At 41.0% G+C, this 24819-nt stretch carries 23 protein-coding genes; 8 read left to right on the top strand and 15 right to left on the bottom strand.

Annotated features, from left to right (window positions below; genetic code table 11):
• Positions 1-449: 449 nt before the first annotated feature.
• On the bottom strand, positions 450-3638 hold the full coding sequence (locus tag ID165_RS22845; RefSeq protein ID WP_192347731.1) for a TonB-dependent receptor: 3189 nt from the start codon (positions 3636-3638) through the stop codon (positions 450-452).
• Positions 3639-3987: 349 nt separating this feature from the next.
• Between ID165_RS22845 and ID165_RS22840 the strand changes: the two genes are divergently transcribed.
• Positions 3988-4683 carry a lysoplasmalogenase gene (locus ID165_RS22840; RefSeq protein WP_192347730.1) on the top strand — a complete coding sequence of 232 codons (696 nt, stop codon included), beginning with the start codon at positions 3988-3990 and terminating at the stop codon, positions 4681-4683.
• A gap of 144 nt (positions 4684-4827) precedes the next feature.
• Here the strand turns inward: ID165_RS22840 and ID165_RS22835 are convergent, their stop codons facing one another.
• Genes ID165_RS22835 through bshC form a run of 3 tightly spaced genes read right to left on the bottom strand, consistent with a single transcriptional unit; the run spans position 4828 to position 7476 of the window.
• A complete protein-coding gene (locus tag ID165_RS22835; RefSeq protein WP_192347729.1) occupies positions 4828-5325 on the bottom strand; it encodes a hypothetical protein in 498 nt (165 codons plus the stop codon).
• Positions 5326-5348: 23 nt separating this feature from the next.
• Entirely contained in the window at positions 5349-5921 is a 573-nt protein-coding gene (locus tag ID165_RS22830; RefSeq protein ID WP_192347728.1) for a 5-formyltetrahydrofolate cyclo-ligase, read from the bottom strand.
• Complete coding sequence (gene bshC / locus ID165_RS22825) at positions 5911-7476, bottom strand: bacillithiol biosynthesis cysteine-adding enzyme BshC (protein ID WP_192347727.1); 1566 nt, start codon at positions 7474-7476, stop codon at positions 5911-5913. The genes ID165_RS22830 and bshC overlap by 11 nt, the downstream gene beginning before the upstream one ends.
• Before the next feature lie 201 nt (positions 7477-7677).
• Here bshC and ID165_RS22820 point away from each other — a divergent pair, with 201 nt between their 5' ends.
• From ID165_RS22820 to ID165_RS22805, 4 genes are all read left to right on the top strand, one after another.
• On the top strand, positions 7678-8919 hold the full coding sequence (locus tag ID165_RS22820) for a pitrilysin family protein (protein WP_192347726.1): 1242 nt from the start codon (positions 7678-7680) through the stop codon (positions 8917-8919).
• Positions 8916-9398: a 2-C-methyl-D-erythritol 2,4-cyclodiphosphate synthase gene (gene ispF / locus ID165_RS22815; RefSeq protein ID WP_057939632.1), complete on the top strand. Its 483-nt coding sequence runs from the start codon at positions 8916-8918 to the stop codon at positions 9396-9398. The genes ID165_RS22820 and ispF overlap by 4 nt, the downstream gene beginning before the upstream one ends.
• Positions 9395-10078, top strand: coding sequence for a tRNA (5-methylaminomethyl-2-thiouridine)(34)-methyltransferase MnmD (gene mnmD / locus ID165_RS22810; protein WP_192347725.1), 684 nt, complete (start codon positions 9395-9397; stop codon positions 10076-10078). Before ispF ends, mnmD begins: the two co-directional genes overlap by 4 nt.
• 133 nt (positions 10079-10211) lie before the next feature.
• Complete coding sequence (locus tag ID165_RS22805) at positions 10212-10685, top strand: Clp protease ClpB (RefSeq protein WP_192347724.1); 474 nt, start codon at positions 10212-10214, stop codon at positions 10683-10685.
• Between the two features lie 56 nt (positions 10686-10741).
• On the opposite strand, the gene ID165_RS22800 is transcribed toward ID165_RS22805, so the two are convergent.
• The 3 genes from ID165_RS22800 to ID165_RS22790 form a co-directional block, all read right to left on the bottom strand.
• Positions 10742-11239 (bottom strand): hypothetical protein, encoded by a 498-nt coding sequence (locus ID165_RS22800; protein ID WP_192347723.1) that lies wholly within the window; start codon positions 11237-11239, stop codon positions 10742-10744.
• A gap of 77 nt (positions 11240-11316) precedes the next feature.
• Positions 11317-11979 (bottom strand): phosphatidylserine decarboxylase family protein, encoded by a 663-nt coding sequence (locus tag ID165_RS22795; RefSeq protein ID WP_192347722.1) that lies wholly within the window; start codon positions 11977-11979, stop codon positions 11317-11319.
• A gap of 650 nt (positions 11980-12629) precedes the next feature.
• Positions 12630-13097 (bottom strand): hypothetical protein, encoded by a 468-nt coding sequence (locus ID165_RS22790; RefSeq protein WP_192347721.1) that lies wholly within the window; start codon positions 13095-13097, stop codon positions 12630-12632.
• Between the two features lie 1048 nt (positions 13098-14145).
• Here ID165_RS22790 and ID165_RS22785 point away from each other — a divergent pair.
• A complete protein-coding gene (locus tag ID165_RS22785) occupies positions 14146-14973 on the top strand; it encodes a hypothetical protein (protein ID WP_192347720.1) in 828 nt (275 codons plus the stop codon).
• A 61-nt stretch (positions 14974-15034) separates the two neighbouring features.
• Here ID165_RS22785 and ID165_RS22780 read toward each other — a convergent pair whose 3' ends face one another.
• The 4 genes from ID165_RS22780 to ID165_RS22765 all read right to left on the bottom strand — a co-directional run bounded on the left by ID165_RS22780 (position 15035) and on the right by ID165_RS22765 (position 18337).
• Positions 15035-16312, bottom strand: coding sequence for a Glu/Leu/Phe/Val dehydrogenase (locus ID165_RS22780; RefSeq protein ID WP_192347719.1), 1278 nt, complete (start codon positions 16310-16312; stop codon positions 15035-15037).
• A gap of 70 nt (positions 16313-16382) precedes the next feature.
• A complete protein-coding gene (locus ID165_RS22775; protein ID WP_192347718.1) occupies positions 16383-17222 on the bottom strand; it encodes a phosphatidate cytidylyltransferase in 840 nt (279 codons plus the stop codon).
• A complete protein-coding gene (locus tag ID165_RS22770) occupies positions 17206-17412 on the bottom strand; it encodes a putative signal transducing protein (protein ID WP_192347717.1) in 207 nt (68 codons plus the stop codon). The genes ID165_RS22775 and ID165_RS22770 overlap by 17 nt, the downstream gene beginning before the upstream one ends.
• Positions 17387-18337, bottom strand: a complete 951-nt coding sequence (locus ID165_RS22765; RefSeq protein WP_192347716.1) for a CPBP family intramembrane glutamic endopeptidase — start codon at positions 18335-18337, stop codon at positions 17387-17389. The genes ID165_RS22770 and ID165_RS22765 overlap by 26 nt, the downstream gene beginning before the upstream one ends.
• 36 nt (positions 18338-18373) lie before the next feature.
• Between ID165_RS22765 and dusB the strand changes: the two genes are divergently transcribed.
• Positions 18374-19363 (top strand): tRNA dihydrouridine synthase DusB, encoded by a 990-nt coding sequence (gene dusB, locus ID165_RS22760; RefSeq protein ID WP_192347715.1) that lies wholly within the window; start codon positions 18374-18376, stop codon positions 19361-19363.
• A gap of 116 nt (positions 19364-19479) precedes the next feature.
• Here the strand turns inward: dusB and ID165_RS22755 are convergent, their stop codons facing one another.
• Positions 19480-20694, bottom strand: a complete 1215-nt coding sequence (locus ID165_RS22755) for an ATP-binding protein (protein WP_192347714.1) — start codon at positions 20692-20694, stop codon at positions 19480-19482.
• A 346-nt stretch (positions 20695-21040) separates the two neighbouring features.
• On the opposite strand from ID165_RS22755, the gene ID165_RS22750 reads away from it, so the two are divergent.
• Positions 21041-21940 carry a DMT family transporter gene (locus ID165_RS22750; protein WP_192347713.1) on the top strand — a complete coding sequence of 300 codons (900 nt, stop codon included), beginning with the start codon at positions 21041-21043 and terminating at the stop codon, positions 21938-21940.
• 1 nt (position 21941) lies between these two features.
• On the opposite strand, the gene ID165_RS22745 is transcribed toward ID165_RS22750, so the two are convergent.
• From ID165_RS22745 to ID165_RS22735, 3 genes are all read right to left on the bottom strand, one after another.
• The gene (locus ID165_RS22745; protein ID WP_192347712.1) at positions 21942-22838 is read right to left on the bottom strand and encodes a hypothetical protein; all 897 of its coding nucleotides are present in this window, start codon (positions 22836-22838) and stop codon (positions 21942-21944) included.
• 144 nt (positions 22839-22982) lie between these two features.
• Positions 22983-24056 (bottom strand): DUF3810 domain-containing protein, encoded by a 1074-nt coding sequence (locus ID165_RS22740; RefSeq protein WP_192347711.1) that lies wholly within the window; start codon positions 24054-24056, stop codon positions 22983-22985.
• Positions 24057-24067: 11 nt separating this feature from the next.
• Positions 24068-24652 carry a NifU family protein gene (locus ID165_RS22735; RefSeq protein ID WP_192347710.1) on the bottom strand — a complete coding sequence of 195 codons (585 nt, stop codon included), beginning with the start codon at positions 24650-24652 and terminating at the stop codon, positions 24068-24070.
• Positions 24653-24819 lie beyond the last annotated feature (167 nt).

The raw sequence follows: 24819 nt of genomic DNA, 5'->3' as shown, positions 1-24819 counted from the left end.
CTTGGGATCATTCTTAAGGTTGTCAGATTACAAAAATAACTTAGAATAAGCAGTAAAAAGCAATAAAACTTACTGGTGGCGAATCTCCACTATCAATGGAAAAAAAAGAGGATGCTGAAGGCACTTCGTAGACATCTCAAAAAATATTATATGATTATCCGCAATGATACCAGTAGCCTCATTTTCTTTGGTGTAACGGCAGGAAGACCGATGACAGAAGACCGAAGTGGCCTCGGCGCTAGTGTTTTCCAAATCCTATAATGCTTTAGTCTCTTTACTGCCAGAAAAGCGGATATACATAAAATATTACCTTCTTTCAAACTAAGAATAATTTTAAATGAAATTAAATCCAACCGCCCAAAGTAACATCGGATGCATAATTGCATTCTTATACAACAAAAAAGCATCCCCGAAAAGGGATGCTTTTTAACTATTGGAAAATATTACGATTAATCAAATGTATATCTGATACCGATTTGTCCTCTCCATCTTGAAAGAAAATCACTGACAAAATATGGCTTCCCGTCATTTAATCCTGATCCAGTATATTCATACACAGGAGTTCTGGTGGATCCATTAACATCAACTCGGTCTAAATCTATCACAGAGAACGCATTGTTGCTTATACCATACTGTCTACCCCATTCTTGATTAATAAGATTACCCAAATTCATGACATCAAAAGTAAAGGTCAGTCTATGATTAGTTTCGTCTTTTGTATTCAACTTGATTTCATGCATCAAACGAACATCCAATTGATTTGTCCAAGGCAGTCTGTTAGAGTTTCTTTCAGCGTAGCCCCCTCTGTTTTCACTTAAATACTTATCATTTTCAATGTATGCATTGAATGCATTCCATTGTGCATCTTGCTCAGCCTGCGTGCCGACAAACTGAATTTCATTTCTAGAGGCGGGGATGTAAATCAAATCATTCCCGAAAGTTCTATCGTTATTCAAATCACCATTGACAACATAAGAGAAAGGAATACCTGACTGCCCATTATAGAAGGCAGAAACAGTTGTGGCAGATCCACCGGTATATTGGATCTTATAACCCAATGAAGCAACTACTCTAGATCTAACATCAAAATCCGCAAAGCCTATTTCTGCGTTATTTCCTCCATTGACCTGCTCTACATATCTCCAGTTGGAGAACGCTTGGCTAGAGGTACCACCGTTAACATCTTTTGATCTTCCATAAGTATAAGCTACACTTGAAGTAAGACCGGATTCGAAGCTCTTCTGCAACTGAGCTGTCAAGTTATATGCAAAGCCCTTGTTTGTGTTTGTCAACAAGATCACATCGTTATAATCCGAATTTGCGTAATTTCTATCGAAGTAAATTCTGTCATCAGCTCCTGACAAAGTTCCATCTTCTAGCTTATTGAGGTTTTTAAAATCAATATTCTTAAGGTTTTTTGTGTATATCGCTTCGAATGTACCGATAATTCCGCCAGGCAATACATGATCGATTGCAGCATTTGCTCTGAATACCTGAGGAAATTTAAAATCCTTGTCAGTTACATTAATTTCAGACACACCCAAAGATTTTCCTACATCAGCAGCATCTGCTTGATTGAATGGATCTGGCTGAAAATTAAATCCGTCGGGGTAATCCCCCGTAGAAGTTTCTGAACTTCTAAACAATGCTACTCTACCAAATTCATTCCCTGTATTGGTGTATTGGTTAGATATCCATACAAAAGGAACACGTCCGGTAAATAGTCCTAATCCACCTCTAACTTGAGTTTTCCCATCATCATTCACATCCCAGTTGAAACCAACTCTAGGTGAAACCATCAATTGAGATCCCGGCACTTGATCCGTAGCCACTCCAGACTCTGCAAAGTCACTGTTAAAAGCTGTATTGACAGAAGGCTTATCAGAAAATGTTGGAATATCCAATCTTATTCCGGCCGTAATTTTCACATTTGGCTTCCATTGATATTCATCCTGTGCATAAAAACCCAACTGGAAAGCATTGAATTCTGCTCCTTGCTGAGGATTATCAGTTCTGGAATAAGAATAGTCATAACTTCTTGGCAACACCTCATCAGCTGTACCTACTGTCTCCCAATCCTCCAATGAATAGTAGGAATAAGCTCCATAATTCTGTCTGATAAATAAGTTGTAAGTAGAATAGAACTCATTATGTGTACCGAATGTCAAGGTATGCTTTCCCTTATAGACAGTAAAGTTATCCGTAACGGTAAACACATCCTGATCCAACTGATTTGCTACCGAGAAAGCCTCAGACCCCATATTGATAGAACGTCCACCTGACAATCTGATATTAACAGCCGGGAAAGGAGACCCCAAAGGGTTTCTATCATCCCTTACAGTAGTATATCCGATACGCAATTCATTGGACATGTTATTGCTTAACCTACTTGTCCATTCAAATACAGATGTATTTGTAGTAGATGGGAAGAAGATGCCGCTATTGAAAAAGTTTACAGCATTAGGGCTTCTAGAAATACTAATTTGCTCTCCATACACATAGGAGTGCCTTAAGGTAATCTTATTTTTATCGTTTACATTCCAGTCCAATCTGGCAAAAAACTTCTCAGAACTCTGACTGCTACTGTATGCTCCATAAGATCCTGGATCATATCCTAACCTTTGGGCAACAGACTGGGCTCTATCTAGCTCATCTACCGTAATATTAGAACCTCCTGATGCACTAGTCGGGTCAAAAAGAACAGGGGAGGAATTTCTGGTGACTTCACCGTTTACAAAGAAGAACAATTTGTTCTTAATGATCGGGCCGCCCAATCTGAAACCCGCTTGATAGTCTGTATAATCATCCAATTTGGTTCTAGCTTCATTTGGGCTTTTACCTACGAGGTTTTGATTATTCCCAAAATAGAAAACAGAGCCTTCAAAACTATTTGTCCCTGATCTGGTTACTGCGTTAATACCGCCACCGGTGAATCCACCTAGCTTCACATCATACGGAGCAATTACCACCTGCACTTCATCAATTGCATCCAATGAGATCGGATTAACTCCTGTTTGACCACCGTTTGTACCATTTCCTGCAAGACCAAAAACATCATTGTTTACCGTTCCATCAATAGCAAATTGGTTGTATCTGTTGTTTTGGCCACCAAAGGAAACACCACTTCCAGCTGTAGAAGCCTGAGGCGTAAGTCTTACGAAGTCATTTACACTTCTTGAAATAGAAGGAAGATCCGATAATTGTTGATTTCCTATGTTAGTGGCAGCACCGGTACGATCTGAATTCATCACACCACTGCTACTGCCCAATACCTCAACGGTTTCAAGCTCTACACCGTCAGACAAAACTGCATTGAGTGAATAGGTCTGTCCCAATCCCAAAACTATCCCTTCATAAGATCGATTCTCATATCCCACAAATGAAATAGTAACAGTGTATGGTCCGCCCACTCTTAAGTTGGGTAAAACAAACCGACCATCCAAATCACTGACAGAACCATAACGGGTACCTGAAGGTACGTGGGTCGCCACAACATTGGCTCCGGGTAAAGTTTCTCCACTTGCCTCCGTCACAGTGCCCTGCATATTCGCAGAAGTAACACCCTGTGCCATCAACAATCCTGAGCTCAGGACCATAAGAAACAATACACTAAGACTTTTAAGTAAATTTTGCCTCATAATTTGTACGTTTTGATATAAATTGGTTCGAAATAAATTTCAACAGCAAAGGTAAATTCACCTTTTTGCTTGTAAGGGTACTTACCGTTAAATTTTACTCCCCAAATTTCACAATTTTTAACAATTTGTTAACAAAGAAAGGTGAATATTATTCTGTTTTAAATGCAAAAAATATGTTTGACATACTTCTGATCATGTAAAACGCCCCTAAATTGGAAGAATATTCTAAGATTAGCCCTGACCATTATCAAATTGTTAAGACAAGTTTTCACCAAATTAATGTTGGTAAAAAGATTTCAGCTCAAACTTTTACCCATTATATTTCCAATCCCCCAAAATTTATAACACCTTGAAAAAGAAAAATATACTGTGGCTATACCTATTTTTATTCGCTACCCTTACTGATATTGCCTTTATAATAGAGCAGAAGCAAGACCTTCGATTTTATTCCAAACCTTTGATAATTGCAGGGTTAATTAGCTATTTCTACCACATTACTAAACCTATTTCCAGCACTTTACTGGTAAAAGCAATAATTGGAGCTTTAATTTTCTCCCTGCTCGGCGACATTCTACTATTATGGGACCATCTTTTTATCTATGGAATCGGTGCCTTCCTACTAGTGCATGTCTGCTATATTATCGGATTCAAAGTAGCCCAAAAAGCCTCGGAGTCTATTCTGAATGTGAATTTCATAAAAACCTTCTTCATCAACCTGCCAATTTATTTCTTGGCCGCTTTCACTTTTTATATGATCAATCCCAATCTGGGAGCATATAAAACCCCGGTGATCGTGTATATCATCCTCATTGTAAGCATGCTTACCACAGCTCGGGAGCGGTTTGGAAAATGCAATCCGGCTTCTTTTTGGCAAGTGTTTATCGGAGCCTGCCTATTCTTTGTCTCCAATGGCGTTATTGCGTTGGACAAATTCTACCAGCCAATTCCGGATGCAGGAATTATCGTTATGGGCACTTATGCCATCGCCCAACTTATGATTGTAATGGGAATCAGATCGCATATTATACAGCCTACTTTAAAGTAGAAAATGTCTGAGTCGCTTACCGGAAGTAATTTATGCTGCTAGTCAAAAGACCATTACCAAAGACTACCTCTAAAGTGGTAGTTCTACTGAAAGGCGTCATTTAAATCTATCCCGGCCTTTATCCAACAGCCTCGATGCCTTTATTTAAAGCGCATATCTAAGCGTAAAGGCCGCTTCGTCCTCCCAAAACTTCGTGAAGTTGGTGAAATTATAGGCAGGCTTCCAATAAAGACCTACATAGAAACTACTTCTGTTGATGTTGTATTCCAATCCTACTATCGCGTCAATGCCGTAGGCATTGTAGTCTTGATCTATCTTATCCACCCATGGAGGCTCTCCCTTTCCGTCTTGCCACATGCCATAATGAGCCCCTCCCCCAACGTACCATTCAAGCCCTCTGAATTCTCTAATATCCATGTGATGTTCGTACAACGCCGCCGCAACCCAGCCCTTCCACCTTCTATAGACAAGAAGGTCAACAGCTCCTTCCTCAGAAACAAACTGCTTTACAGTCCCGCCAATATTGGTTCCGCCTGTAATTCCAATCATAGTATTGTAATCCCGCATCTGCGCCATACAATCTACAGCAGATGAAAACACAAGAGAAAATACAGCGACTGTCGCCAAGAAAATAAACCGCATGAAATAATCAATTTAATAACTGATCAAAAAGTAATGATATTTTCCGGGGTAATGCAATAATCAAGGGGGATATCATGCAATTCGGACGGAATACCCGATTCAGCCGAAAAAAAACTCAATCCGATCTTCAAAACCGAATGGTCTAAGGAATCCAAAAAAACATCGTAATATCCCTTGCCAAAACCTATCCTATTACCGTATTGATCAAAAGCCAACAATGGCACAAAAACCACTTGGATCGACTTGCTGGATACCAACTCAAAATCTTCGGGAACGGGAATGCCCCATTTATCCAATTGAAACTTCGTATACGGCTTTAAAAGCAAAGTCTCTAAAAAAAGTGTATCTGCCCCGACTCTAGAGGTATAAATGGTACTCCCCCTATTTTCCAGATAAGCTTTGATAGGATAAGTATTGATCTCCCGATGTCTGGGAATAGGAAAAAACAAATGAAAATGTTTGAGTTCCTCTCTTTTACTCAAAAAAGCCATCACACGGCAAGTAATCTGAAGAGATTTCTTCTCCAATTCCTCCTCAGTCAATGCTGCTCGAAGGCCTTTATAAAAAATTCTTAGCTGATGTTTATCAAGACTCATGGGCCAATACCATCATTCTAAAATCCAATGGATCAAAGCAGTCTAAAAGCTCGGAGATCAAATCAGGGTTGCTCAGGTAAAACTGCATCATATTCACGACCCGCTCCTGTGGGCTGCCTCCCGGCTTCACCGACTCCTGAATACAACAGGCACGTGCGATCTGTGTATGCAACCTACGCTCCTCTGCCTTTCGGAGTTTGCTCACCATCTGATCAATAATCTTCAATGAGCGGACCTTGCCTGCTTCAAAGGCATTTTCCAAACCCTTCTCCAGATGTCCCGCCTCCTTTCCTTTTGCATCAAAAAGAGCAGAAATCACCTCTTTCTGCTCAGCCAATTCAATATCCATACTGGCTTCTGACTTTACAAACGTATTTTTCCACTGATCCAAATCAACAAAAAGATCTTCCACTCCCCAGTTCAGTTGCTTCATTTTACGCTGCACTTTCCCACTGAGAAGCAAAGCAAAATTACGTGGTAACAATACAGGAAAAGGAACTCCAAAATGACCAAAAACATCCTTCAACTGGAGCCAATACACTACCTCCGCAGGTCCACCCAAATAAGCAAGATTTGGCAGAATCACCTCTTGATACAAAGGACGCAATACCACATTCGGACTAAATCGCCCGGGATGCTCTTCTACTAACGCTCTCATTTCTTCATCTGTAAAGCGCAACTCAGTATTCACCACACCAAAACCGGATTCTGTCTTTTCAATACGCTCCCTAATACCTTTGTCCAGATAGAAAAAATTGATCTCGCGTGGAAATATCTGACTACTATAACCTAATTCCTCCAATTCCTTCGTAACCTTAGTCGCTTTCTCAAAGGGCTTATGCTCAAACAAATCCGAGAGAATTACTTCAGAAAATTCTCTTTTCAATGCAGTATTATCACCATCCACTACCACCAACCCTTCTTCCCCGAAGAGCGAATTGACATACTTGCGTACTGCTTCTGATAAAGTCTTGGAAGTATTGTAAGCTTCCAAGAATACTTCAGGAGCAAAGGGAACTGACTTAAGAAACTCCTTGAACCCCTTATCCAATTCAAAATCCCCCACAGCTCCTGTCTGTTCTGAATTCCACTGATATTTCTTGCCATCAAGCTTGAAGTAATTTATCTCGTCAAAATCATGATCCTCCGTCGCCATCCAGTATACAGGCACAAACTTGTAATTCGGATACGTCCCCGCCAATTTCTTGGCAAGGTTGATCGTCGAGACAATTTTATAAATAAAGTATAACGGTCCGGTAAACAGGTTTAGTTGATGTCCCGTAGTCACCGTAAATGTGAAATCCGAAGCCAGCGACTCAATATTGGCGGATACAGCATAGCTCACTTCCTGATTGGCGTATTGCTCCTGCAGTGCTTCAAGCAAAACCTTTCTCTTATGATGCGAAAAACTCTTCTGTTCAATAGCATCCTTAAAGCTTTCCAGCTTTGGAGAATAGCTGTAAAAAGGTCTTAGCTCTTTCTTCTCTCCCAAATAATCCAAAAAAAACTGTGAAAACTGTCCGGTTCGATGGAGTTCTACGCAATGTTTTTTCATAGGGATTTTTGCTGAAGGTTATATTGGAGCACTAACTTTGGCAAGTCTTCCAAAGTTCGCTTTTTTTTCCAAAAAGTCAGAAATGCTTATACCAAAGGAATTGTTTGTGGTTAAACTGGAGTTTTAACACGAAGGTTTACATAAAATCGCCTCCCTGATTAGCCAAAATTGGCAATTATCTTAGCTTTGCAAGCTACAATTATGCTACCCTACCAAAGATTTTTCCTAGACAACGGGCTTGAAGTGATCGTCCACGAGGATCATGGCAGTAAAATCGCCGTTTTCAACCTCCTTTATAAAGTCGGATCCCGAAATGAAAAACCCGGTAAAACCGGACTTGCCCACTTCTTCGAACATTTGATGTTTGGAAGCTCAGCCAATGTTCCGGTCTTTGACCGGGAACTTGAACGAGTTGGTGGTGCCTGCAATGCATTTACCAGTCCAGACATCACCAATTATTACATTACCCTTCCTGCAGCGAATCTGGAGACAGCTTTTTGGCTGGAGTCAGACCGCATGCTACAATTAACACTGAGTGAGAAAACCATAGAAACTCAGCGGAAAGTAGTGATGGAAGAGTACAAGCAACGCTACCTCAACCAGCCCTATGGCGACGTGTTCCATCACTTGCGGGGCTTGGCTTTTGACTCTCACCCCTATCGCTGGCCTACCATCGGCCAGAATCTGGATGATATAATCAACTATACACAAGAAGATGTTTGGGCCTTTTACCAGGCAAATTACCGACCTGACAATGCCGTACTGGTGGTAGCCGGTGCAGTGTCTCAAGCAGAAGTGGAGCGGCTGTCCAAGAAATGGTTTGAGCCTATCCCGAATCTTTCCAAATCTAATCTCCACATTCCGGTTGAGCCGGTTCAAACCGCCAAAAGAGTCAAAAAAATAGAGGCAGCTGTACCCACAGATGCCTTATATAAAGCCTATAAAATGCCTGCCAAATTGGCTCAGGGATATTTGGAAGCTGATTTGGTTACTGATATCATTGGCTTTGGAAAATCTTCCCTCCTGGAGCAAACCCTAGTGAAAAACGGAAAATTATTTGCAGCAGTCGGGGCATATATTCTAGGCTCTGTGGATCCGGGGTTATTGATTTTCTCCGGAAAAATGGAATCCGGTGTATCTGCAGAAGAAGCTGAAAATGCACTAGACGAAGTCGTTTCAAAATTTCTGACTACCGAGGTTTCCGATTACACGCTTCAAAAGGTAAAGAATCAAGGGGAAGCCATGAAAACTTACGAATCCATTCAAGTTCTCAACCGGGCAATGAATCTTGCGAACTATGCCCAGTTAGGAAATCCCGAGTTGTACAATGAGGAATTTGACAACAAATCAAATATAAAGGGAGATGAAATCATGGCTTGGGCAAACCGCCTGATCCGTGAAGAAAACTCCTCGGTCTTATATTATAAATCTGTACCTGCATGAACAAATTCAGAATAGGTTTTGGCTACGATGTCCATCAACTCAAAGAAGGTTACGACTTCTGGCTGGGTGGAATCAAATTAGAACATGAAAAGGGTGCAGTCGGCCATTCCGATGCAGATGTTTTGATCCATGTCATATGTGATGCCCTCCTTGGCGCTGCCAATCTGCGTGACATAGGCTATCATTTTTCCGATCAAGATCCAAAATTCAAAGGCATAGACAGCAAAATCCTCCTTGCCGAGGTTATGGTTCTTCTTCGTGAAGCGGGATACGAAGTAGGTAACCTGGATACGACGATTTGCCTGCAATTACCAAAAGTCAATCCACATATTCCCACGATGAAAAAATGTCTGGCGGAAGTGATGAATGTCTCAGAAAATGACATTTCCATCAAAGCTACTACCACGGAAAAACTGGGATTTGTAGGCAGAGAGGAAGGAGTATCGGCTTATTGTTCAGCTTTAATTTACTCAATATGAGCGAAAATCTGAAAATTATCACTACGGAAGACGGTTCGCATTCTTTATATAATGAAGCGTTGAAAGAAACCTACCACAGTTTTCATGGGGCTTTCAAAGAATCCATTCACGTATTTATGCTCTACGGTCTGGACAGTTGGGCAATAAATAATCCCAACAAAAAACCCCTACGCATATTTGAAGTTGGGTTCGGGACAGGTCTAAACGCCTGGCTTACCTTAGTCTGGGCAGAACAAAACCAGATCCCCGTACTTTACCATAGTATTGAGCCGTTTCCGCTGACTGAAGACCTCTATTCCCAGTTGAACTATGGTGATATGGACGATGCTATTTTTCATTACAAGCCTTATTTGCAGCGGTTGCATAAGGCTGACTGGAACAAGGGCATAATCATGTCCGAATATTTCAATATGAAGAAAGAGAAGACCACGCTTCAGGATGTGGTTCTTTACCCAACTGATGTGATTTTCTATGATGCTTTTGCTCCGAGTAAACAGCCTGAAATGTGGCAAAAAGACGTACTTGCCAAAGTATGTTCATCGTTGAATCCGGGTGGGATATTCACCACTTACTGCGCTACCGGCCAACTGAAAAGAGATCTGAAGGAATTGGGTTTAGAAGTGGAAACCTTACCCGGGCCTCCAGGCAAAAAAGAAATGACAAGGGGCTGGAAAAAGTAAACAAGTGAAATCCCTTGCATCCTGTGGCATTTTTGTTGTAAGTATGTTAATCGCTGTATTCCTTTATATTAGAAGTAACCAGTTCATGAACTTCCCGAAATAGCGGAGTTCAGTCACTTATCCTCTTAAGAAAATGACCTTCGGAATAATTCTATTGATTTTAAAGCTATTTATCCCACAATTCACAGAAGCCGGCCAGGCTAAACTGGAAAAAATGGTTCAGGAACGAGACATGCTCACCCAGCAATGGAAAGAATCAGAACGTAAAAAATCAGGAATATTCGGTAACCGAACCAAAAAGGACATGATCGAAACGAATGAATGGCTGGAGCGGATCATTCAAAAGGACAATTTGATTATGGATGAACTCCGGATGATCGGCAAAATCGAAACTACAACTGCAACCCAAACCGGAGAGGACTACAAGGCTATTGCTTTCAAACAGGAAAAAGATGTACAAGCACTTAAAAGAGCCTTGGCAGATAGAGATAAATCCATTGAGAAGATGCTTGCCAATAGAAGAACCTTTGAATGGACTACTGTCATTTTTTTCCTAAGCACGCTAGGACTTGGATTTGTAGTCTATAAAAAAGTAATCAAAGCATGACAAAAAAAAGCTGGCTACAACAAGATATTGACACAACCAGCTTTTTTACATGTTTTTTAATCAGCTCTCAGGTATTCTATCGCATCAAAAGGGACATCGCAAGGAAGAAATTCTTCAGGGCAATCCTCCTGAAAGATCATCTTAGTTCTATTATCTACAAAAGAAATAGTAGCAGTCGGTATTCGGAAATAATCGACTATACCATCCACTAACTCCTCCTTTGGCACGTAAAAATCTTCCTCTCTATAATCAATCCAAGAAGTTAGGTCAGGGGAATAAATAAAAGTACTCCCATCCCATTCGTAACCATCATCATAATAAGACCGATAGCCTAAATCCGGCCCAGTTTCAAAATCTCTTACTGTAGTTCTGAACTGATAGACACTGTCATTTTTGAATTCGAGTGTATTTACCACCCAATAGTCCACCGAATCGACAAAATAACGATTTTCCCAAGTCCCAACTAACCGGTTTGGAAGCTCTTCATTATCCTTGTCACAAGCAAAAAAACAAAAGGACATGAAGAGGAGTGTAAATAAGGAAAGATGTTTCATAGCCGAAAAGAAGTTTGGTTAATATCCACCAAAACGGTACAATTGTTCAATTCGCTACAAAACAAGGATAAAAACCCTTATCCATTCAATCTCGCAATCGGAGTCCTTCCTCCTTTAGTTTTTGCTTCTAATGACACAAGGATTTCAGCGTCCATTGGAAGAAACACATCAACGCGGGAACCGAACTTAATAAATCCGAATTCTCCGCCCTGTTCTAGTGTAGATCCCGGTTTCACATACCATTTTATTCTTCTTGCCAATGCTCCGGCTATTTGCCTTACGAGCAGTTTGGTCCCATTCTCATGTTTCACCACCATGGTAGTACGTTCATTCTCCGTACTTGACTTAGGATGCCAGGCAACCAAGTATTTGCCCGGGTGGTACTGAAAAAATTCTACTATGCCTTTGATCGGAGATCTGGTGATATGCACGTTGATTGGCGACATGAAAATCGACACTTGCCTGCGGTTTTCTTTCAGATACTCCCCTTCAAATGTCTCTTCAATGACTACTACTTTACCATCTACCGGAGCATACACCAGACTTTCATCAGATGGTAACTGGATAATCGGACTTCTGAAAAACTGGAGGATTATCAGATAGCCCACAATACTCCCCAAAACGGCAACATTGGAAAGCACCCTGGCATCCGGCATAAAGTAGATGATCAGGTAATTACCGGCCACTAAGATAATCAGTAGCCAAAACAACAAAACTCTTCCTTCTCTGTGTATAGTCATAATATAAGTCGTATTAATCTATAAATCAACTACTTACAATCGTTTTCAAAAATGATAGAACAACGATTTTGCAAACAAGTATTGATTTCCGTGCAATTTACGGGCATTTGCATTGAGAAAAAAATATTTCGTTTGGGCACAAAAATGCCCTGAGATGATCAGGGCTATTACTTTTCCTTTTTTCGTTTAGATTTAGACTTTTTCTTTTTAATTTGGTTAGTCAAGAGACTTTCGTTCTCCTTCTTTTCCTCCAATTCAAACGATATGGATTTGTTGTCGGTATCTAGCTCGATTTTAAATCTCGAATTATTTTTAATCCCATCGTGAGCTTCATTTAGGATCATAACCTTTCCCTCATCTGTCAAATTACTAGCCTTGAGATCCTGTTTTTGGGTACACGCCCGCAATTGTTACCTCCCCGTTTCTAATAGCTAGTACATAACAAAGTCTATATGCTCCACTGCCTCCAAAATACCTCTTTATAAAATGAAAATTTTCATTATCCAAGCATAACCTAGAGCCTGATTCCCAATCTTGAGGCTTAGAATGGCTAACCAAATACTCATAAAACAATAGCCTTAAATTTGAATAGCTAGGCTTTTTCTCCAGCTTTTCAATATCAGTTTTAACTCTATCGGTACAAAAAAAAATCAATTGTCAAGGAGTGAGAATTTGTCACATATATCCTTGAAGGCGGGGTTGTTTGGTAGTCTAAAAAAGATTGCATGAACATCATCAATCGTCTCTTCTAGAATAAGGATATTGCTCTCTAGTAGCTCAGTCGCGTCTGGGCACTTCTCTCTGAAATCTTGAGTAAGAATTCTATCCTTAAAATTATTAAGTTTCTGAGTTGTTCCTCTAGACATATCCAAAAGGCTATTCAAAGCTTTTAGTGTCCTCTCATTCGGCTTGTTATATTGCCAAGTAAGATCTTGCAACCCTTCAATAATATCAATGATCAAAGGCACAATCTCTTGAATCCTGTTTATGCCAGCAGAAAATGAATCCAGATATTTATCAACAACTTCCTGAGGATCTAAAATTTGCTGAATGGAAAATGAACTATCCTCCAACTCCCGTTTAGTCCTTGAAATATTTTTAGGGACAGCAGTGCTCATATGTAGTTAAGATTTGTCGTTAAAAAAAGTATGCGAAAGTAAGGCCAAATAACAGGAATGCAATAAGATTTAACATTTTAGCGTCACTTTTCTTACACTTTGCGTTACTATTCTATACATTTTATGTACGTAAAACAAGAGTTTTAGGGTTTAAAAATTAAAATTCTTCAACTTAACCGGCGGCAACACCACGTAATGAGGTTACTTAAAGTCTCCCATTCAGCCATTCAGTAAAATATTCTGGTTAACGGTCCCGTTTACAAAAACTTCCCATATCAAAGCTGGTTAAAAATCCATATCAGGAATACAATAAGCAGGATTAATAGTATTACCGCCAAAATTTTAGCCCCTGTAGTGTCAGAATCTTTTCTGACCTGGTCAATAACCGAGGATAGATCAAAATCATAGGGCGTACCGGGGCTTTTATCAGAATAAATCTTCAATGCCTCTTCTTTTTGCCCGAATCGTAAGCCTTTACAACTTCTTGCTTGCAAAGCAATTCCTTTACTTCACTATCAGACTTTTCTTTGGCTGCTTGAATCTTAGGACCCCATGTATGCCCACAAGACAAACAATAGACTTTTATTTTTCCGCTGCCATGAGTTCCGGCAAGAGCGCCAACAGATCCCGCAACCAAAGCTCCAGCTTATGCCTTTCCTCCACTGAATCCTTTCTTTTGGGCGGTTACTTGTTCGGATGAGCATTTGGGACATTTTACCATTGCGTTTTATTTAAGCGACACAATTTTAATGATTTGAAAATCAATTCTATGCACCATAATTAATAGTTTTCCTTCAAAATCAATATCTTGATCTGATAAATAAAGTGATATACCCAGACAACCCGCCAACCCTTACAGCAAATATTCCAAAAGGAAAGCTAGGAGGGAGTTTTAGGAGCGATATGCTAAAATGTCCCCTGAAGAACGTACAAAAATAGATAATTCAAGTGGAGGGATACTTTTACTTATCGTGGTTGTAGTTTTCGGGCTAGCGTTTTTATTTGGAGGAACTGAAGGGCTTTCCTGCGCTGCAAAATGGGCTTCGAGATGAGTGAAATAAAAGACCCTAAATTTTGGGCTTCAATCTGTGCTTGGGCGGTACCTGTAGTAATATTGGTAGGAGTTTCAGCCTCTAGGGCACTTTGTTGGAATGTCTCTGAAACTTTCACATTCGTAGGCGCATTGGCGGGACCGTTTGCTGCTCTAGCAGGTTTTTTTTATATCTATGCAACCTTTCAATTACAAAGTGATCAATTCAGGGAGGATCAAACTAACCAGATGTTTTTTAGACTACTTGATTCCTTTATCCTACTGCGGGACAGGATACATTATAATGGTGATTCAGTTTATAGGAATATGTTAATTAAAACCGGGAATTCAGAGGAAGAATTGAAATCAGTTCAAGGAGAAGAGTCTTTTAGCTTACATAATGGGTTTCTTGGGTTTTGGGCAACATCATCAGGGGGATGGCGAGTATTGGCAAAAAATATTTTTGATAAGCGGGGCAATGATTATGAATATGTCCCATATCGAAAAGGATTTACAATGGAAACATCCAGCCAAAAAGAAATAAAGTTCTTATTCCAAGCGACTTTAGATGAGGCTTCTTTCGGTAGCTATTTGAGGTCTATAAAATACCTCTTGGGATTTTGCCTTAAAAACAACAAGCCTGAATTTCTGTCAATTATAGAAGCTAACCAAGGTAGGGATGAAAGAGTTTTTCTTTTCTACTATTTGAGTCTAATTGAAAAGCCGGGTCTTAGGGATTTCCTCGTTGAAAACGGATATCTTCAAAGTGTTGCAAAGAAGCATCTGCTGAGCAAAAATCATTACAAGTTTTTGTACAAAGAGTCTAATCCCTCTTCAGAAAAATGATTAAAAGGCGTGGAGAAATCTCCACGCCCCAAAGATAAAATAATCTATCGTTAGAAAAGGCTTAGAATCCCCCTCTGTATGTATACGTCTTCGCTACTTTATCAATTGCAACAATATATGCCGCTATTCTCATCGGGACATCGTATTTCTGGGAGGCCTGATAAACCACTTCAAACGAGTCTTTCATGATTCGATCAGATCGGCGGTTGACACGGTCAGCAGTCCACTTGTATCCCAGTCTGTTCTGAACCCACTCGAAATAAGAAACGGTCACCCCGCCAGCATTCGCCAAGATATCAGGTACAGCCATGATTCCTTTTTCATTGATAATGGCATCAGCTTTTGCCGAAGTAGGTCCGTTGGCACCTTCTACGATAAGCTTTGCTTTGATATCATTCACATTATGAATAGTAATCACATCTTCCACCGCAGCCGGTACGAGCACATCTACTTCCAGTGTCAGAAGATCTCCCGCATCCAGCATTTTTTCTCCCCCCAAAAAACCTTCCAGATTGCCTCCATTTGCATCGCGGTATTCAATAGCTTCTACGATATTGATTCCTTTCTCATTGTAAAAAGCTCCGGTATGATCGGAGATTGCCACGATCTTCAAGCCCCTTTCTTCCAATAATCTGGCTGCCCAAGAGCCTACATTCCCAAATCCCTGAACAGCACATGTTGCCTGAAATGGATTGATTTTTAGTTTTTGCATAGCCGCCAGTGCAGTAACCATAACGCCCCGACCGGTAGCCTCTGTTCTTCCCAAAGATCCTCCTAGTACCAATGGCTTGCCTGTCACTACCGAACTTACTGTCATACCTTTTGCTTTGGAATATTCATCCATAAGCCAAGCCATTTCTCTTGGACCAGTCCCCATATCCGGAGCAGGAATATCTTTGTCGGGGCCGATGACGTCGATCATCGCCATCGTATAAGCTCTTACAAGCCGCTCAATTTCTCCCTTAGACATTTCCCTGGGGTTACATCTCACACCGCCTTTACCGCCTCCGTAAGGAATATCCACCACCGCACATTTCCAAGTCATCCAAGCCGCCAGCGCACGCACCTCATCGATGTGCACATCAGGAGCAAAGCGGATACCGCCTTTTGCAGGCCCTAGAATGTTGGAGTGGATTACCCGTGTGCCTTCGAAGACCTGGATTTTACCATTGTCCATCGTGATAGGAAGGGATACGATAACTTGTTTGGCTGGATTTTTCAGAACATTGTACACCTCGTCTGAGAGGCCGAGCTTTTCAGCTGCAATGTTGAATCTTTCCATCATTGACTCCAAAGGATTCTCTTTATCCTTAATCGGAGCCGGTTCAATGTAAGCCATATTCGGGTTTGATTTAGTTATTCAAATACGATGCAATATTAAGCAGATTTTCAATCAGGAGGGCTTCAAATTAGAATATTTTCAAAAAGGCAGTGATAAATGGAGCCGAAAGTAACAATCCGTCAAATCGGTCCATAAATCCACCGTGACCGGGAAGTCCTCTCCCGGAATCTTTAATCTCAATGGACCGCTTAAATAGGGATTCAATCAGATCTCCATAAGTTCCTGCAATTATGATAATCCCTGCAATTACCAGCCATTTCCAGTCTTCTATTACGTGAAAATATCGTGTCAGGATGAAAGCCACTCCTATTGCTGAAAAAGCTCCCCCTAAAAAGCCTTCCCAAGACTTCTTAGGCGAAACCCGTTCGAATAACTTAGTCTTGCCAAATTTTGTTCCCGCAAAATAGGCTCCCGTATCGCTAGCCCAGAGAATCAACAAACAGCCAATGATAATCTCGTAATTATAGGTAGCATCTACTGAAAATACTGCAAGATTCAGCAGGGAAAACGGCACCGCCACGTAGAAAAGACCCAAAAAAGTATACGCAACTCCGGTGAAGGGTTTTTTGTCTGTTTTGCGATAAAGCTTAATAAAAAAGGTAAGTGAGACTATCGGAAAGATAAGATAAAAATATTTCCCGGACAGATGCTCCTTCTCCACCATAAAGGTCAAGCAGAAAATCATCAGTCCCAGAAAGGTGCCGAAACTCTTCAGAGGAAGCATCCCATCAAGTCCGCTCAGTTTATAGAACTCCATTTGGGAAAACCCTAAAATCCCCGCAAACACAAGAAAATACGTCCAGTCAGAATAAATACATCCCCCAACGATAATCAATGCTCCAAACAACGCCGTGATGGCTCTCTGCCCCAGATTACTGTAATTGTTGATACTAAAACGTGATCTCATTCTGGATTAGGTTAGTTGCCAACATCATATCTTCGTGCTGCACATGCACCTCGTAATTCCCAAAAATCTGATATACTGTTTCCTTTTTATTCAACACTACGGCCTGAATTTGATGCTCCTCCAAAATACTTCTGACAATCTCAGCCCTCACTTGCATAGGACTTTCAAACACCTTGTTCCAGTTCTCCATCGGGTTTATTTATTTTCTTAAAGTAAAAGATTCCTGCCAAAAGAACCAATAAGCCTACAATAGCCGCAGGATAAGATACCGTATCTGTCGATTCCATATCAAAATCAATCATCCCTTGGTTAGAAGCATAGACCATCAATATCGTAAAGGTATTATTCACAATATGGGCTAATATCGGATAGGTAAGGCTACCGGAATAGTAATAAAGGTAACCAAACATCCCACCCAAAAACAATCGAGGCAGAAAACCATAGAATTGAGCATGTATTGCAGAAAAGATAAACGCAGTCAACCAAATACCCACATGGGCATTACCTGTGTACTGATGCATCTTGGGCTGAATCAGCCCCCGGAAAAACATTTCCTCACCGATTCCGGCAAGTATACCGATCACCACTACCCCCATCAAAAGCTCCGGGATTGACTGAAAATCGGTCAGGAAAAGCGTAAACTTAAGTAATTGATCCTCCATCTCCTTCATCCAAGACTCTATCCCCGACATAGATTCAGGAAAAATCAACTGGGAATTCCAATAAATAAGCAATCCATTGAAAAGCATTCCCCCTAAAGTGATTAACAAAACCAAGCCCCCGCCTGAGACATTAAACCGTGACAATTGGATTTCCCAATGAAGATCCACTTTATCAATGTAATGAATGATCACATAAGCGGCTACCCAAAAGCCAATTCCAGAACCGATTCCCTGAATAAAAAGTATGGCCATCCGACCATTCTCTGCTGAAAAATCTCCCGTCATCAGCCCCAAAATCTCCTGAATAGATAAATTAAAAAGAAAAGGAGCAACTGCCAGTGCAACAGACTGAAGAACCAACAAAATGCCTATTGTAACTAAAACAATGACTATCAAGGACAAAAGCCAGTTCTTCCGCTTAGCTATTTCTGAATCCGTTTCGTATATCTCCATAATTGGGGTAAATTTACGGCAAATTTAAAATAAGAAGTGGTTAAGATAGGAAACTTGGAGTTAGGGGACTTCCCCTTGTTGCTCGCACCGATGGAAGATGTCAGTGATCCGCCATTCAGGGCTGTGTGCAAGCAGAACGGAGCGGATCTGATGTACACAGAATTTATCAGTTCGGAAGGTTTGATCCGTGACGCAGCTAAGAGCGTGGCTAAACTGGATATTTTTGATTACGAGAGACCTATTGGGATTCAGATCTTTGGCAACGAGATCGATTCCATGCGAGAAGCGGCAGCTATCGTCGAAGAAGCTCAGCCAGACATTTTGGATATCAATTATGGCTGTCCGGTAAACAAAGTAGCCTGCAAAGGTGCCGGTGCCGGGATTCTTCTGGACATAGACAAGATGGTCTCCATGACTGCGGAAATCGTGAAAGCCGTAAACATCCCTGTGACAGTCAAGACACGTCTTGGGTGGGACAATGATACCATCCGCATCGTAGAAGTAGCAGAGCGGCTTCAAGACGTGGGAATCCAGGCCATCAGCATACATGCACGTACGCGAAAACAGATGTACAAGGGCGAGGCAGACTGGAGTTACCTGAATAAAGTGAAAGAGAACCCACGCCTACACATCCCTGTATTCGGAAACGGAGACATAGATTCACCTGAGAAGGCGCAAGAATACAAGGATAAATATAACGTGGATGGCATGATGATCGGCAGAGCATCTATCGGATACCCCTGGATTTTCAATGAGATCAAGCATTTTCTAGCTACCGGAGAAAAGCTTGCCCTTCCGGGATTGGAAGAAAGAATTGCCGTAGCAACGAAACACTTGGATTTTTCTGTAGAATGGAAAGGCCCAAAACTCGGGATTCTTGAAATGAGGAGACACTACACGAATTACTTCAGAGGAATGCCAAACTTCAAGCAATACCGTGCCGAAATGGTTACTGCTGAATCATACGAACATGTCTGTGAGATATTAGAGCAAATCTCTGATGTCTATGCTGATCACGTTTTTTAGAAGCAATAAAGATGAAAAGTGGTAAGGTTGAAAGGTTAGCTTCAACTTTACCACTAGACTCAGCCAGATGACAATCTTCGGAAAAGCATGCTTGATTTAAATCGTTATTCCTTGAATCAGAAAGTATGCAACAAAAAATCGGATAAATGGATATGCTGCACGCCTTCAACGGATTCTTTCCAAAAATCATCCAGTGTGACCACAAATTTTGGATATTGATCCTTGACAGACAAAAGTGTGGAAAATTCCCGCTCGACTGTTTGCTCGCTTTCCAGCTTATATGCCACTTGGGCATATATTTTTTGCCCTTGTTTCTCCGCTATGAAGTCAATTTCTTTATCAATGTATTTTCCTACATAAACGGTGTATCCTCTTCTTTTGAATTCCAAGTAAACAATGTTTTCCAAAATACCCGAAATCATTCTATCCCGATAACCCATGGTAGCGTAGAGTAAGCCCACATCGCTCAAATAGAATTTCTCTTGGGTCTTCAAAATTTCCTTCCCTTTGATATCATACCGGGATGCACGGTATAAAATAAAAGCACCCTCCAACGCATTGAGATAATTATATACCGTATTGATATCTATTTTCCGTTGTTGGCTTTTGAAGTAGTCAGCTACATTTTTGCCGGAAAAAGTATTGCCAATATTGTCAAAAGCATATTTGACAATCCTCTCCAATAGCTCCACATCCCTTATTTTGTAGCGTTGTACCGTGTCTCGGAGGATGACAGAAGAATAGATATCATACACTACTTTATAGGCTGTTTCTACTGAATAATCAGCGGTATGTATTACAGGAAAGCCACCCAAACGCAAATAGGAAAGAAATGCGGTTTTGTTATCAGCTTTTTCTTTTGGGAAATAGGCAGACCTAAATTGTAAATATTCGGAAAAAGAAAGCGTATAAACGGGAATCTCCACATAGCGTCCAGCCAAATAGGTAGCCAACTCAGAAGACAATAGATGGGAATTGGATCCGGTGAGGTAAATATCCACATCAAAATCCACCAAAAATGAGTTGACAGCTTTTTCCCATTCCACCACCTCTTGGATTTCATCCAGAAGCAAGTACGTTTTCTTCCCTTTTTGTATCCTGTCTGCGACATAATTGTGTAACTGTGCAGCTGTGCGCAATTCGGAAAAAGTAAAACTTTCCAAGTTGATCAAAACGATTTGATCGACACCGATCCCCCTTGACAACAACTCTTCCTTGAGTAGCAATAGGGAGGTGGACTTGCCACTTCTTCTTATTCCTGTCAGGATTTTGATCTGTGGCTTGTCGATGAATTCTCTTAATTGTTCGAAATAAGTCGTTCTTGAAATCATTTTTTATGGTTATAACCATAAAATTAACAATAAATTTGATTTAAAAAATGGTTATAAACATAAAAACTTTCTTGATTTGATGGGTTTGTTTGGCTATACCCATAAACTTTTAACTGTTACCGGCATATTTTACAATGCAATTTGCCATGGTAAAATCAGGAGCATCCAAATACTTGTTTTATTGCCAGTTCAGCTTGGCTATACAAATGTAAGAACCCGTTCACTCTTCCCAATTTGTAGATAGCTGTCAATTGATGTCTAACTTCCAATTTTCTCCGGCACTTGGTAAGAAACTTTTCTAGGGTTTTGCTTCCTTTGCAAAGCAGACAATCCTCTGTCATAGCCGATGCCCACTACCACTACCGACAACAATCTCAAGAACTGGGGTTTACTTATCCTTTTGTCTCTCATTTGGGGCAGCTCATTTATCCTTATCAAAAGAGGTCTGGAAGTATTTTCAGCAGGAGAAGTCGGAGCCTATAGAATAGTAGCTGCGGCTACATTTCTGCTCCCCTTGTCTATTCCAAGGATCAGGAAACTTGATAAAAACCAGATCAAAAATCTAATCATCGTGGGATTGGTTGGAAGTTTTATTCCTGCTTTTCTTTTCGCAAAAGCCCAAACCCAACTTAGCAGCTCACTTACAGGCGTACTGAATGCGCTGACTCCCCTATCCGTAGTGGTCATAGGCGCATTGTTTTTCCACTCCAAAATCACACTAAGAAATGCTATAGGTTTAGCGATTGCATTTATCGGAGTTTTCGTGCTAGTCACTGTCAAAGAGGGATCAGGATTCGGGGCTTTTACGGACATCAACTCGCATGCATTCTATGTGATCTTAGCCTGTATCTGCTATGGATTCAATCTGAATATTATCAAATACCGCTTTCAAAAACTCAAACCCATAGAGATCACTGCTATCTCCCTGATCATGGTTTTACCGGCGGCACTGATCTATTTGATGGCCGGCACACAATTTTCTTACAAAGTGGTGAATGTAACAGGGGCACTCCCTGCTTTGGGGTACCTTACTATACTGGGCGTGATGGGCACAGCTATCGCATTAATTATTTTCAATGTGATGGTAAAGACGGCTACTCCGGTCTTTGCCGCCTCGGTGACCTATATTATACCTATTGTGGCCATCTTTTGGGGAGTGCTTGACGGGGAAGTTCTATTGCTGGGCCATTACATCGGTATAGTGGCTGTCATTGTAGGTGTATGGGTGGGAAATCGAAAGAAGTAACTCAATCTTTTTTTGACTCATAAATCTTCTTCTCTTTTTTACTCATTTCCGCCGTTATTACCTCCATCGGATGCACCACCTCTATTTCTTGCATTTCGGAGATGTCTGACTCCCCTCCCTTGAAAACAAACTTGATAGGATCCATCTTATACCTGAGCCTACCTTTTCCATCCTTCGCAGGCTTCATATTTGCCACCCGCACATGAAACCCCGAATTGTAGTCTTCCCCAGCAGATTCGGCGATCACATCACCCGGAAAAACCACCTGCCCCAGCTTCACTTTTTCACTCCCGGGTCTCAAAACCATTATCTTGGTAAGTGAGCCATCCCCATGGAAAAGTTCTATGTAGTTTTCTCCACGATCAAAATCCAAATTATTCTTATCCGCATAGTTATCCATACTGATCTCTGAAACTACCCCCTTGCGGGGTGCAACAATCTCAGTAGGCAACCCAAACCTAAAGGAAACTCCCACATAGTCTTTATTCTCCTCTTTAGGCCGAAGACGGTTTTCGATATGAGTCAAACGAATTCCAGTAGCAATAGTCCCTTCCGGCAGAGGAATCAGATACAGGGGTTCAATTTTCGATTTCGAAAAATAATCGCCCTTAATAAAAGAATAAGTGTAACGCATATTAGTTGCCTGGCCTTCAGTTCTAGGCTTAAGTGTAGATACTTTAGATTTGCCCGGACGGGCCATTACCAAGCCTGAAGACCCAATAGGAAGTATATTGGTGAGATCTGAATAATCAATCAAAATAGTATAGGGAACCTGAGCTGAATTGATAGCGTAGATCTCAATACTGCCGTCATCTTTCCGCTCTGTATCCATAGTGATTTGAGCAATACAGATTTGACTGAAAAAGAAGACACAAAGCAGAACTAGAATTGGGCGCATAAGTAAGTTTGTTTTGGTGTGAAAAATGAGTTGATCCAACTAACCGAAAAGAATCAAGTTCAGTAAAGCAAACTCCAAACTAGTGATTTTGTGAAATCACATCAAACTAAAGAGAAAAAAGGTAAACAATCAATTATAGCAGGCCTATTCCCACTTCATCCGTTTTCGCCACGCAAATGCCAGCTTGGGCAACTGTTGATAGCTATTAATCCCAGCTTTTACTCCTTGAGTCTTTAAGAAGACATCATTGGTCTTTCTACTCAATTCAATCGAATAAGCTTTGATTGCCTCACTTGCTTTCTGTAAGGAAATGAGATCATTCCGCAGCCCACGATCCAGCGTTTTTACCCATACTTTGTACTCTTCAGGAGCCATTCTATAATAATCTCTAATCTGATAAGTAAGCAATCTCAATTGCCCTGAATAACGTAATAAGGGGTCATCCGAATTTGTGCAGATCACCCAAGCGATAAAATTAGCCTCCCCCTCATCTGTCACTCCATAACTGTGAGCCATCTCATGAGCCACAGTGAATGGTTGCTCCAACGCATGCAAGGTAGGATCGATGTAACTTTCTCCGGTAAAAGGAAAATAAATACCTAGGATACCCATTTTTCTCATAAATCCCGGGGGTGGGAAAAGCTTGGTTCTAGGCCTTCCTGTAAAATTCAACCCCAACATATCAAGATTCGCTGCGATGTTGGCCCGGACGAGCTTCTCCAGCTCGGGATAAGGCATGATCTCTTCGATAGCCAGTGTGTCCCCAGTAAGAAAATTCCGGTACTGCTGCGCAAGACGTTGCGTGATCAGCAACTCGCTTTTCAACTCCTCCAAATTCATGGCTTGTGGCTTGAGTCCCAATTGTTGCACTATAGGGGTCCGCTGATAGTTAAACCCCCAAAGAAAAAGGAAAAAGAAGACAAGGGCACCAAGTCCATTGGCTAGAGCCCGGAATGAGTAGAACACCCTATTTCTCCAGCCTTTTCTTTTGCGTAACCTCAAAAAATATATGAGCAGAACGAGCATCACCGATACTATAAACAAATAAACGCTGGGGAAAGGCAATCTTCCCAGCGTCATATCTATTACATTCCGAATTCCCGGAAAGAAAATTCTTGAATAAATTTCGTCCGTAGCATCTGGGTTTTGAGCCGCCAAATAACGTATTCCCAAAGCAATAACTCCAAGAATCGCCCAGGACCAATCTCTTTTCCCCATATAACTTTAGCTTATACTCCCTCAGCCACCACTTCCTTCACTTCATCAGGAAGCATTCTGGTAAGAAGATTCTGAATACCCGCTTTCAAAGTGACAGTACTGGAAGGACAGCCCGAGCATGAGCCTTGCAACTGAACTTTGACCACACCATCATGGAAAGAATGAAAAACGATAGCTCCTCCATCTTGCTCTACAGCCGGGCGAATATACTCATCCAAAATTCCCTTGATCTTCTTTACCACCTCAGAATCATTCTCATCAAAAAGCGGATCTTTCTCAAAAGCTACGGGAACGGGAGCCTTGCCTGCCTCTAGGTATTGCTTGATGTGATCTCGAACTATACCCTGAATCTCGGCCCACTCTACACTCTCCGATTTGGTGACCGTCACAAAATTTGAGGCGATAAATACACGTTCCACTGCGGCAAAATTGAACAATTCCTGAGCCAATGGGCTTATTTTGGCACCTTCAGCATCCGGAAAATCAAAACTTACCCCCTCATCCACCAACATAAAGTTGGCTACAAATTTCAAAGAATTGGGATTCGGATTAGCCTCCATGTAGAGGTGAACAGGTCTTGCTTGTGCTTGTAGCATGGTATTCTTGATTTTTACTTAGAAAACCGAATTACCGGCATTAAGTTCCGGTAAATCAGATTTTCATTTTTATCATTACCCTCAAAATCTCTGAGCCACCAAATTCAGCTATTGCAGACAAGAGGATTTGAGTGTCTTAACTGCCATAACTGACAGAAGGTTTTCGA

This window comes from Algoriphagus sp. Y33 (assembly GCF_014838715.1).
GTDB lineage: Bacteria > Bacteroidota > Bacteroidia > Cytophagales > Cyclobacteriaceae > Algoriphagus.
This window is presented reverse-complemented; position numbering and strand designations above follow the sequence as displayed.

Coding starts and splice junctions, on each gene's coding strand:
- ID165_RS22845 (WP_192347731.1), bottom strand. CDS start 3,638: ATGAGGCAAAATTTACTTAAAAGTCTTAGTGTATTGTTTCTTATGGTC.
- ID165_RS22835 (WP_192347729.1), bottom strand. CDS start 5,325: ATGCGGTTTATTTTCTTGGCGACAGTCGCTGTATTTTCTCTTGTGTTT.
- ID165_RS22830 (WP_192347728.1), bottom strand. CDS start 5,921: ATGAGTCTTGATAAACATCAGCTAAGAATTTTTTATAAAGGCCTTCGA.
- bshC (WP_192347727.1), bottom strand. CDS start 7,476: ATGAAAAAACATTGCGTAGAACTCCATCGAACCGGACAGTTTTCACAG.
- ID165_RS22820 (WP_192347726.1), top strand. CDS start 7,678: ATGCTACCCTACCAAAGATTTTTCCTAGACAACGGGCTTGAAGTGATC.
- ispF (WP_057939632.1), top strand. CDS start 8,916: ATGAACAAATTCAGAATAGGTTTTGGCTACGATGTCCATCAACTCAAA.
- mnmD (WP_192347725.1), top strand. CDS start 9,395: ATGAGCGAAAATCTGAAAATTATCACTACGGAAGACGGTTCGCATTCT.
- ID165_RS22805 (WP_192347724.1), top strand. CDS start 10,212: ATGACCTTCGGAATAATTCTATTGATTTTAAAGCTATTTATCCCACAA.
- ID165_RS22800 (WP_192347723.1), bottom strand. CDS start 11,239: ATGAAACATCTTTCCTTATTTACACTCCTCTTCATGTCCTTTTGTTTT.
- ID165_RS22795 (WP_192347722.1), bottom strand. CDS start 11,979: ATGACTATACACAGAGAAGGAAGAGTTTTGTTGTTTTGGCTACTGATT.
- ID165_RS22790 (WP_192347721.1), bottom strand. CDS start 13,097: ATGAGCACTGCTGTCCCTAAAAATATTTCAAGGACTAAACGGGAGTTG.
- ID165_RS22785 (WP_192347720.1), top strand. CDS start 14,146: ATGAGTGAAATAAAAGACCCTAAATTTTGGGCTTCAATCTGTGCTTGG.
- ID165_RS22780 (WP_192347719.1), bottom strand. CDS start 16,312: ATGGCTTACATTGAACCGGCTCCGATTAAGGATAAAGAGAATCCTTTG.
- ID165_RS22775 (WP_192347718.1), bottom strand. CDS start 17,222: ATGAGATCACGTTTTAGTATCAACAATTACAGTAATCTGGGGCAGAGA.
- ID165_RS22770 (WP_192347717.1), bottom strand. CDS start 17,412: ATGGAGAACTGGAACAAGGTGTTTGAAAGTCCTATGCAAGTGAGGGCT.
- ID165_RS22765 (WP_192347716.1), bottom strand. CDS start 18,337: ATGGAGATATACGAAACGGATTCAGAAATAGCTAAGCGGAAGAACTGG.
- ID165_RS22755 (WP_192347714.1), bottom strand. CDS start 20,694: ATGATTTCAAGAACGACTTATTTCGAACAATTAAGAGAATTCATCGAC.
- ID165_RS22750 (WP_192347713.1), top strand. CDS start 21,041: ATGCCCACTACCACTACCGACAACAATCTCAAGAACTGGGGTTTACTT.
- ID165_RS22745 (WP_192347712.1), bottom strand. CDS start 22,838: ATGCGCCCAATTCTAGTTCTGCTTTGTGTCTTCTTTTTCAGTCAAATC.
- ID165_RS22740 (WP_192347711.1), bottom strand. CDS start 24,056: ATGGGGAAAAGAGATTGGTCCTGGGCGATTCTTGGAGTTATTGCTTTG.
- ID165_RS22735 (WP_192347710.1), bottom strand. CDS start 24,652: ATGCTACAAGCACAAGCAAGACCTGTTCACCTCTACATGGAGGCTAAT.